Origin of the sequence: Vibrio sp. 10N.261.51.A4 (genome assembly GCF_041471945.1) — a bacterium.
In the GTDB taxonomy this organism is placed as follows: domain Bacteria; phylum Pseudomonadota; class Gammaproteobacteria; order Enterobacterales; family Vibrionaceae; genus Vibrio; species Vibrio crassostreae_C.
Map to the genome: position 1 here is coordinate 5,664 of NZ_JBFRPJ010000113.1, position 11,238 is coordinate 16,901.

Below are 11,238 nucleotides of genomic sequence, written 5' to 3' on the forward strand. Positions count from 1 at the left end.
CTCGAATCTCGAATCTCGAATCCGTTTTAGTACCCCATCAACTGCAGCAAGTTCTCCGCTGTGCTGATTGCTTCTTTACGGTTAGCAATGTTGAGCTTTTGGTAAAGGTTACGGATGTGAGTCTTGATTGTGGTACCCGCTACATCGAGTTCTTGAGCGATCTGCTCATTACTGAATCCTGAGTAGATCAGACCAAGTACTTGCCATTCACGCTGGGTGAGTGGGCTAGTACGCACAAGCTCAGGAATGTTCGGGTGATTAACCAAGTTTTCAACAAAGTCTTCATCAAAGTGAACTGAGCGGCTGCGTTGGGTCGCGGAAATATCTTTCATGATTTGTTGTGCGCGGTGACGTTCTAAATCACCTAAGCCTGGCTTGTTGCTCAACTTATCCAAGATATGCCCGATCGTCCCACCGTCTACCAAGAAGTTACCGACCATACCGGTTTGGTTAGTCATATGAAGCGCTTCTTCGAGTAGTATTCGTGCGCTGTCTTCATCGTTAATTTGTGTACGTAACACGGCTTCAACGATCAAGTTGCGGTTGGTGTCTGTAATCAAGTGCGAACGCTGGGCTTCACTCTTAAGGAAGGTCAGCGCTTCTTCTGCGTCTTCATACTGCTCAAGGATGATGTGAGCACGAACGATGTTTCGCCACTGAAGTTGGCAGAAGTGATTACTTGCCGATTCAGGTCGAACAGCCACACTCAGCCAATCACGGATAGCTTCTTTATCGCCTTTTACTTGCCAGAACAGAATCAAAGAAAGAGAAGCATTTGCCGTCCAATCTACGTGGTAAGTCGATTGACGCAATAGGTGCTGAATCTGGTCGATAAATTTCGACGCTTTATCAATCTCACCACGGCTCAATGAAATACGAGCCAACATAGAATAGCTGTGCAGGTGTTTACTCGGAGAGTGGTGACCAAGGATATCTAAGCCTTTGTAGCAACACTCTTCCGCTTCATCTAGTCGGTTCCAACACCAGAAGATCTGAGCGCGAACACGCAGCAAAAATTCATGCAGAGGAACGTATTGAAGCTGATGCTCTTCGATCAATTTGAATGCGCTGTCTTGTAGCTCAAATGCCGCTTGAACATAACCTTGAGCAATCAAGATTTCGCTTTGTTGCAGAATCGCCCACAGGGCCTGATGGTAAACCTGATACTGACGTGCCAGTTTTTCTGTTTGTTGCATCATCGGCAGCGCACGGCTTAGGTTACCCATTACGTGATTCACTTCGCCCACAACCGAGGTTGCGACAATGCGGCTACGATAAACGGTGGTGTTCAACTGACTCAACGAAAGCTCAGCCAATTCCAATGCTTTCTCAGGCTCATTGCTGTTGATGGCAACTTGTGCGCGTAAGGCGTTGTATTGGCCTTGCTGCTGAGTATCGAGTTCAATGTTTCGAGCTTGATATTGAGTCTCAGCCTCTTCCAACAAAGTACCCACTTGGTCATAACGGTGCTGACTTTGTGCAAGCCAAGCACGCAACATCGAAAGCTTTGGCTCACTGTAAAGTTGGTCGGTAGTCAGTTGCTTGATCGCCATCTCTAGTGACGACAGCTCACCTTGGTTGAACATCGGCCAACCGTGTTCAGTCAGGATTTGAATGATCAGTTCTGGATCTTCAGCGCGCTGTGCGTGACGTAGTGCTTGGTGCGGTGTGTTTTGCTTGATCCACGCTTTTGCAGCACTTCGATGCAGTTCTGCTTCTTGCTGAGGAATTCGAGCTTGGCGCTCATGTGCGAGGAATTCACCAAATAGATTGTGGAATCGGTACCAGTTTTTCTCGCCTTCAAGCGGGTAGATGAATAAGCCAAATCGGTTGAGTGATTCGATCATACCCAGTGCGTCTTCACGCTGTGTAAGCGCGCAGACTAATTCGTCATTGAAATGATCAAGTACTGAACACTGCATTAAGAACTGTCGGGTTTCTTTATCCAGTAGATCGAATACTTCTTCAACCAAGTAATCCCAAAGGTGGGCATGGTTAAAGTGAGAGAATGACTCTGCGGACTGTGCAAGAGTGCGTTTTTGGTGTTGTGCTTGTAGCGCGATAAGTTGTAGTGCAGAAGGCCAACCTTCTACATAACTACAAATGCTATCTGCCGTGGTGTCATCAATGCCGTCGGCTACGCGTTGGTTGAAAAAGCGTGTGGTTTCTTCGGTATCAAACGCCAACGAGTCATTACCTAATTCGATCATTAAGTCACGAACGCGCAGGTTTGCTGTACCAAGTGGTGGCGTACCACGACTGGTGACAACCAACGTTAGGTTATCGGGCATGTGTTTGAGGAAGAAGCGCATGGCTTCGTGGATGTCGTCATTGTTGACCAAGTGATAGTCATCCAACACCAGAAAGCACTCGTGATGGAATTCCGACATCTCGGCAAATACTTCACTTAATAAAGAATGCAGCGATGAAAACTGTCGCTTTTCTGCCAGTTTTTGGGCATTCGGACAGGCATTTTGAGTCGCTTTATTAAGTGATTGAAGTAGGTAGTTGATAAAGCGGAAGGCATCATTGTCGCTATCATCAATGCTGTACCAACCCACATTAGGTTTATCTACCAACCATTGTGCAGCCATGGTGGTTTTGCCGTAGCCCGCTGGAGAGCGGAACAACACAAGCTTATAGCAATCTGCATTGTGAAGCAGATCGAGAACCCTAGGTCGTAGGATTGCATTATGTAAGCGGCCGGGACGAGTCAGTTTCGAAGGGATCCACATATCGAAGTTTTACACCTATTCCGTGGCTATGTTCTGGAATATCCCAATCTATCGTTGAGTGCACTCCAATGACATGAGCCTAATTACTTAAGTCTTTACTCATATTACGTGAAGCCAAACGTTACCGACTACGATCCTCCTCAGAAACCTTGCACTCCTGCATGTTTTTGGGTGTCTACGCCCTTTATTTGAGACTTTGCTCACGTTGCGGGTTGGTTTGTGAATGTGACTTCGTTCATCCCTACACGGGAATCAATGCAAAAGATGAGAGTTGGAAATTATTTTCGTGATCTGAAACTCAGATTTGGCAATGACTTTAAATGGGTTAAATAAAAGTCACATCAATTGAAGTTAAGTTATCGAACGGGAGCTTGTGATCTTAGTCACTCCAAGTTTTTGTTCGCAGTCAGAACATGAGAGTCAGATCACTAACCCTAAGTCGGTACGCCCCCTACGCCCTCCCATCTACTCCTAGTCAGTTGCATTAGCGGGAGGATGTTTAGTTTATGGTGACCATGCACGATATGTCACAGATGAATTAGAACTATTAAAAGCGAGATTTCTGAAATGAAACCAACTCAGCAAAAAACTTTCGATAAAGTGTCATTCCAAGAGAGTGTTAAGAAACATTTATCTGCAACCTACGCAACAACGATTGAAAACGCAGATAGCCGCGCATGGTACCTAGCAATGGGGCGTGCGCTAGCAGAACTCACAACATTTGATCTGTTAGAAACTGAAAATGACGAAAAAATTAAGAACGCGAAGAGCGTTAACTACCTTTCATTAGAGTTTTTGATTGGTCGTTTAACCGGTAATAACCTGATCAGCATGGGTCTGTATGAACAGATCACTCATGCAATGGAAGAGCTAGGTCAAAACCTAACTGATCTTCTAGAAGAAGAGCGCGACCCATCACTAGGTAATGGTGGTCTTGGTCGTCTAGCCGCTTGTTTTATGGATTCTTGTGCCGCTCAAGAATACCCAACAGTAGGCTACGGTCTTCACTACGAATACGGTCTATTCAAACAGTCTTTCCAAGACGGTCGTCAGCAAGAAGCACCTGACGCATGGCGTGGTGTTGAAGGTTACCCATGGGAAGTAGCTCGTCCAGAACTAGCACAACACATTGGTTTTTACGGTCATGTAGACGTTGAATTCATCGACGGTAAAGAAGTACGTACTTGGGTTCCAGGTATGGAAGTAAAAGCAATGCCTTGGGATCTACCAATCGTAGGTTACGAGTCAAGCACGGTTTACCCGCTGCGTCTTTGGGAATGTCAGGCAATTGCACCATTCTCACTAGCAAGCTTCAACAACGGTGATTACTTCGAAGCGCAACACTCGCTAATCGATGCAGGTAACATCACTAAGGTTCTTTACCCGAACGATAACCACGAGAAAGGTAAGACACTGCGTCTAATGCAGCAGTACTTCCATTCAGCAGCATCGGTTCGCGATATTCTACGTCGCCACGAAGCAGCAGGTTTCTCTCTAGAAGATCTGCCTAAGCAAGAAACGATTCAGCTGAACGATACACACCCAACGATCGCGATTCCTGAGCTAATGCGCATCCTGATTGACGAGAAAGGTCTATCTTGGGATCAAGCATGGGAAATCAGTGCTCACACGTTCGCTTACACGAACCACACACTACTTCCAGAAGCGCTAGAGACTTGGTCTGAATCACTGATCAATCGTCTTCTTCCACGTCACATGGAAATCATCTTTGAAATCAACCACCGCTTCATGCAAGAAGTTCGCAAGATGTGGCCTGGTGACGGTGAGAAGCAAGCGAAGCTTTCTATCATCCAAGAAGGTTTCCACCGCATGGTTCGCATGGCAAACCTATGTGTGATTGGTTCTTACAAAGTAAACGGTGTAGCTGCGCTTCACTCACAACTGGTTAAGAAAGACTTGTTCCCTGAGTTCAACGAAATCTTCCCAGGTAAACTGACTAACGTAACGAACGGCATCACGCCACGTCGTTGGTTGAAGTTCTGTAACCCAGGTCTATCTACGCTAATCACGGGTAAGATCGGCACTGAATGGCCAGCAAAACTTGAGCAGCTAGAAGGCATCGCTAAGTTTGCAACAGACGCGAAATTCCAAAAAGAATTCATGGCTGTTAAGAAAGAAAACAAACAGCGCCTAGCTGATTGGGTTCAAGAGAACATGGGTATCGAGCTAGATACTAACGCTATCTTTGACGTTCAAATCAAACGTCTTCACGAATACAAGCGTCAGCACCTAGATTTGCTACACATTCTATCTCTGTACCACCGTATTCTTAACGAACCTGGTTTCGAGTGTGAGCCACGCGTATGTTTCTTCGCAGCGAAAGCAGCACCGGGTTACCACCTAGCGAAAGAGATCATCTTCGCGGTTAACAAGATTGCAGAGAAGATCAACAACGACCCTCGCATCGGTAACAAACTGAAAGTGGTATTCATTCCTGACTACCGTGTAAGCATGGCTGAAATCATCATCCCTGCAGCAGACGTTTCTCAGCAAATCTCACTAGCGGGTAAAGAAGCATCTGGTACGGGCAACATGAAGATGGCTCTAAACGGCGCGCTAACTATCGGTACGATGGATGGTGCAAACGTTGAGATTCGTGAAGAAGTGGGTGATGAAAACATCTACATCTTCGGCCTAGACGTTGATGGTGTTCAAGCTCTGAAAGCTCAAGGCTACAACCCATACGACTACTACAATGCAGACCCACTACTGAAAGCATCTCTAGACCTACTGACTGGCGATGAGTTCACTCCAGGTCAACCAGGCCTTCTACGTGCAACGTTTGATAGCCTGCTAGACGGTGGTGACCCTTACCTATGTCTTGCTGACTTCGCATCTTACGTGAAAGCGCACGAAGACATGGGCACGCAATACAAAGACCAAGCAGGTTGGGCTAAGAAAGCAATTCTTAACACAGCATTGGTTGGTAAGTTCACATCAGACCGCTCTATCCGCGACTACGTGAACAACATCTGGAAACTTGAAGCGGTTAACCGTTAATACTTCCAAAGTAGCCAAGGCAGTTTCTGCCTTGGCTCAATTAGCTTGTGAGCAAACGAAAGGCTTAAAGGTTTCGTTTATAAACAAGCTGCTTACAAACCGATTGTCACAAGCTAATTGATTAGTAAAAATTAAATTAACAACCCTACAAAATAGAAAGCGTCAGAACGTTTTCGGAGAGAGCGATGAAAGAACAGACCGTATTAAAACAAGTCGCAGAAATGGCAAACATTGCCGACAGTTACGTTAGTGCGTGGGGCGATGAAGCACAAGTATCAGACGAGACGATCACGTCTCTATTGGCTTCGTTGGGCTACGATACAAGCAGCGATGATGCACTGCTTAAGTCAGCAGAAAGAAAACACAAAAAAGATGTACTAGACCCAGTTCTTGTCTTGCGTGACGGTGAGCCAGTAGAAGTGGCGCTTAATCTAGGTGTAAGTGCTCGTGAAAGTGAGTTCAGCTGGCGCTTAGAAACCGAGCAAGGAGAGGTACTTGAAGGCTATCTTCAATCTCAAGTCATTCGTGACGAGCGTGCCGAGGGTGGCCCTTTAGTGTTTGCATTGCCAAGTGATTTGGCATGGGGTTATCACAAGCTCATTGTGAGCCGTAAGCGCCGTAAGAAGCCTTACGAGATGACACTGATTATTACGCCAAAAGCGTGTTTCAAGCAGTCACCAATCGAGCAAGGCAAAAAGCTTTGGGGACCCAGTGTTCAACTTTATACCCTAAGAACTCAGCATAACTGGGGTATTGGTGATTTCGGAGACCTAAAACAGCTTGTTGCGGATATCGCTTCTCGTGGTGGTGACTTCGTTGGTCTAAACCCAATTCACTCATTGTTCCCTGCGAACCCTGAAGGTGCGAGCCCATATAGCCCATCTTCTCGTCGCTGGTTGAACATCTTATACATTGATGTGAGTTCAGTTCCTGAATTTGCACTAAGTGCAGAAGCACAACAAACAGTCGGCAGCGCAGAGTTCCAACAGCGTCTACAAAAAGCGCGTGAAGCACACTGGGTAAACTACACCGAAGTGTCTGAGCTTAAGATGAGCATCTTGCCTCTGCTATTCGCAGAATTTAAGACTCGTCATCTAGACAAAAACAGCGACCGTGCACAAGCGTTCTTAGCCTTCGTAGAAGAGGGTGGCGATAGCCTGATGCATCAAGCGGCGTTTGATGCTCTACATGGTGAACTGCATGCAGAAGATTCTGGCATGTGGGGATGGCCGGTATTCCCTGAGAAGTACCGTACATTCGACAGCCCAGCGACACAGAAATACATCAAAGAGAACTTAGAAAACGTTCATCTGTACATGTACCTGCAATGGCTAGCAGATTGCCAGATCAACGATGCACAGTCTCTTGCAGAAGAGAAGGGCATGGCTGTTGGCCTGTACCGTGACTTAGCGGTAGGTGTTGCAGATTCAGGCAGCGAGACTTGGGCTGACGAAGGCAACCTAGTGATGGATGCGAGCATTGGTGCTCCACCTGATATTCTTGGTCCTTTGGGTCAGAACTGGGGTCTACCTCCGTTAAACCCAGAAGTGCTTCAAGAAACAAGCTACGACGCTTACATCAAGCTACTTCGTGCGAACATGAAGCACTGTGGTGCACTGCGTATCGACCACGTTTTAGGTCTACTGCGCTTGTGGTGGATTCCAAAGGGTGAGAACGCAACTAAGGGCGCGTACATCTACTACCCAGTACAAGATATGCTGTCTATTCTGGCGCTTGAATCTCACCGTTACCAATGTAGCGTTATCGGTGAAGATTTAGGAACGGTACCGGATGAGATTGTCGACATCCTTGCAGATGCTGGCGTGCACTCTTACAAAGTGTTCTTCTTCGAAACATCAGAAGATGACGGTGGTTTCATCTCACCAAAACACTACGCATCACAATCGATGGCGGCACTGTGTACTCACGATATGCCAACGCTTCGTGGCTTCTGGCACTGTGATGACCTGAAAATGGGCCAAGAGATTGGCTTATACCCAGATGCAGAACAATTAGAAACCTTGTTCGATGACCGCCTAGAGTGCAAGCAAGGTATCTTAGATTCAGTAGCATGGCATGGTTTCCTACCAGAAGGTGTGGGCCGCGATGCGAGCCAAGTACCGATGGACTCTTACCTTGCTGAGGCACTTCAACTGCACGTAGCGGCTGGTGGTTCAACACTACTGAGCGTTCAGCTAGAAGATTGGCTAGAGATGGACAAGCCAGTAAACATTCCTGGCACGGTTGATGAATACCCTAACTGGCGTCGTAAACTATCAATGAACTTGGACGAAATATTTGCTCACGAAGGCGTTAATCGTATCGCTTCTAAGCTGACTGACGTTCGAGAAAAAGCCGGTAAGTAATGACGTGAGTGACTTGAAATTAGGTGGTTTTTTGCTTACGCCGTACGAAACTACAACCTCGGTCACTCAATAATGAATGCTCATCTGGTAGAATAAACCGTCGTTATATTGCCCGCACTAATAGCGGGCATTTTTGTATTATGTTTTTTGGATGTTTGGTTAGGGAGAAACGTTTTGGAACTAAGTTCGATTTCAAAGCAAAAACAAATATATACCCAACTATCACAGGCTTGTTTCACAGACCCATTCGCGTTTTTAGGGCCATACCTACCTTCTGAGCAAGGTGCATTACGTGTGTGGATTCCTGGGGCAGATAAAGTCGAGTTGATTGTTGGAAAGGAACCTCGTATTGAGTTAGCGCGAGAGGGTGAAAGTGGTTTCATTCTTAAGCAAGAGAGAGACTTACGTTTTACTCACTATAAGCTTGCGGTTGATTGGGCTGGCGTAGAACAGATCATCGATGATCCTTACCAGTACCACGATCTGTACGCGAGTTATGAAGATCTTCATACACCGAAAGATATGTATCATCACATGGGGGCTCAGTTTATTACGCTAGAGCGTGATGGACAGACGATTTCAGGTACGCGTTTCTTGGTGTACGCACCGCATGCAACTGCGGTAAGCTTGGTGGGTAACTTCAACGCTTGGGATGGTCGCCGCCACCCAATGCAACGCCTAGATTACGGTATGTGGGGCTTATTCATTCCTGAACTGGAAGAAGGCGCTCAATACAAGTTTGAATTAAAAGGACCAAATGGCGAAGGCTTACCACACAAAGCTGACCCATGGGGTTTCTACTCTGAGCAATACCCATCGTTCTCATCTGTAACTTACGATCACGCTCGTTACCAGTGGCAAGATACTCAATGGCAAAATCGCCCGGTAACGCAAAAGCGCAAAGAAGCGCTTTCGTTCTATGAATTGCATGCAGGTTCTTGGAAGCGTAACGCTGAAGGTGAATTCTTAAATTATCGCGAGCTTGCGGCAGAGCTGATCCCATACCTAACGGATCTTGGCTACACGCACGTTGAACTAATGCCAGTTTCAGAACATCCATTCTACGGTTCTTGGGGCTATCAGCCTGTAGGTCTATTTGCACCGACTAGCCGTTTTGGCTCTCCAGATGATTTCAAATACTTCGTCGATCAATGTCACCAAGCGGGTCTTGGCGTTGTTCTGGACTGGGTTCCTGCTCACTTCCCAAGTGATGATCACGGCCTAGCAAACTTCGATGGTACGCCATTATTCCATGATCCAGATCCACGTCGTGGTTGGCATCAAGATTGGAACTCGTACATTTACGATTTAGGCAAAGAGCATGTTCGTCGTTTCTTAGTTTCTAATGCACTGTACTGGTTCGAGCAATTCCACATTGATGGCATCCGTGTTGATGCGGTTGCTTCGATGTTGTACCTCGACTATTCGCGTAGCCATGACCAATGGATCCCGAATGCGGATGGCGGCAACGAAAACTACGACGCTATCGCAACCCTTAAGTGGATGAACGAAGAAGTGTATAAACACTTTCCGAATGCGATGACGATTGCTGAAGAATCAACGGCTTTCCCTGGTGTTTCAGCACCGACTTTTATGGGCGGCTTAGGCTTTGGCTTTAAGTGGAACATGGGTTGGATGCACGACAGCTTGTCTTACATTCAAGAAGACCCAATCAACCGTAAATATCACCACGATACGATTACCTTCCCACTGGTTTACGCACACAGTGAGAATTATGTATTGTCTCTGTCTCACGATGAGGTGGTTTACGGTAAAGGTTCTATCCACAACAAGATGCCTGGTGATGAATGGCAGCAAACGGCTAATTTACGTGCTTACATGGGCTACATGTACGCGCAGCCGGGCAAGAAGCTTAACTTCATGGGGGCTGAATTTGGTCAGACGGCTGAATGGAACCATGACGACCAGCTGCAATGGTTTTTGCTGGATTACGAGCGTCATCAAGGTGTTCAGCGTTTAACGAAAGACCTGAACAATCTGTACCGCTCTGAAGCTGCAATGCACGGTCTTGATTTTGATCCGAAAGGCTTTGAATGGCGTCTACAGGACTCTGCTGAAGCGAGCATTCTTGCGCACGAGCGCATCAGTGAATCTGGTGAGCGAGTATTGATAGTGTCTAACTTTACGCCAGTGCCTCACGAGCATTTCCGCTTAGGTGTTCCTGCAAAAGGTGAATACGCATTGTTGTTGAATACAGACTCTGTCGACTATGCAGGCAGCGGTTTTGAAGTGAAGCAGACTGCTGAGATTGAATCTGTAGAGAGCGAAGGGCTAGACACATCGATTGAGCTGCGTTTGCCGCCGTTATCGACCGTTTTTTACAAGCTAAATTAGGTCTATAAGTTGAGCAGGTCATCGCTGCTCACTTTTCTGAAAGTCTAAAAAAGGGAACCCTAGGGTTCCCTTTTTCTATTTCAGTAAGCTGGTTAGCGTTACTTGAAGTTGGTGAGATAGAACATTGAGCGTCCGACTACCATTTCAAGGATTCGAACTGAGTCGTTGCCTAAACTGTCCAACATCTTTTCACGAAATTCGCCGTTCGAGCTGAGGTTAAATTGCTCAGGGTTCTTTATTTGCGAAGCATGGAAAAACATCAATTTAATCACGTATCGAAACTGCTCATTATCTAGAGCGGCTTGCCAAGATTGGATAAAAAGCGCTTCCGATGAAAAGTCTAGACTGTCTATAACGATCGATAGCATGTGTTCGTGAAGTACTGAACGAATAGCGCGGGTCGACGGATAATAGCCCTGAAGCGTCGTTAAACTAATGCCAATCTCTTGAGCAATCCTTGCATAAGTTAGTGTTTCATGTCCTTCAGCCAGAAAAAGGTTTAGTACGATCTCATCGTAGTTTTTTTGATTTTCTAGTTTCTGTACTTGAGTAATTCGAGCCATTACAAATCTCTATTGACTGTAACATTCTGTAAACGAGTATATTAAGAGCTTATGAATTAAATCTCAAACTCCAAGGGTAAATAACTGGTCAATTTATCGTTAAATATAGTCAGTATTGTGTCATTGGTTCAATTATCAATCAGATTTTGGCATAAACAAAAACACCGCCCTATTGAGCGGTAATGCCGATCAGTTAAA

At 46.1% G+C, this 11,238-nt stretch carries 5 protein-coding genes; 3 read left to right on the top strand and 2 right to left on the bottom strand.

Annotated elements, in window-relative coordinates; all coding sequences use genetic code 11:
- Nucleotides 1-26 precede the first annotated feature (26 nt).
- Nucleotides 27-2,735 carry an HTH-type transcriptional regulator MalT gene (malT, locus tag AB4384_RS21890; RefSeq protein ID WP_017061867.1) on the bottom strand — a complete coding sequence of 903 codons (2,709 nt, stop codon included), beginning with the start codon at nt 2,733-2,735 and terminating at the stop codon, nt 27-29.
- A gap of 567 nt (nt 2,736-3,302) precedes the next feature.
- On the opposite strand from malT, the gene AB4384_RS21895 reads away from it, so the two are divergent.
- The 3 genes from AB4384_RS21895 (at nt 3,303) to glgB (ending at nt 10,477) form a co-directional block, all read left to right on the top strand.
- Entirely contained in the window at nt 3,303-5,756 is a 2,454-nt protein-coding gene (locus tag AB4384_RS21895; RefSeq protein WP_136973658.1) for a glycogen/starch/alpha-glucan phosphorylase, read from the top strand.
- Nucleotides 5,757-5,941: 185 nt separating this feature from the next.
- Nucleotides 5,942-8,122 (top strand): 4-alpha-glucanotransferase, encoded by a 2,181-nt coding sequence (gene malQ / locus AB4384_RS21900; protein WP_017067441.1) that lies wholly within the window; start codon nt 5,942-5,944, stop codon nt 8,120-8,122.
- A gap of 174 nt (nt 8,123-8,296) precedes the next feature.
- Nucleotides 8,297-10,477, top strand: coding sequence for a 1,4-alpha-glucan branching protein GlgB (gene glgB, locus AB4384_RS21905; protein ID WP_372130118.1), 2,181 nt, complete (start codon nt 8,297-8,299; stop codon nt 10,475-10,477).
- Between the two features lie 98 nt (nt 10,478-10,575).
- Here the strand turns inward: glgB and AB4384_RS21910 are convergent, their stop codons facing one another.
- Nucleotides 10,576-11,040 carry a TetR/AcrR family transcriptional regulator gene (locus tag AB4384_RS21910; protein WP_372130119.1) on the bottom strand — a complete coding sequence of 155 codons (465 nt, stop codon included), beginning with the start codon at nt 11,038-11,040 and terminating at the stop codon, nt 10,576-10,578.
- Nucleotides 11,041-11,238: the final 198 nt, after the last annotated feature.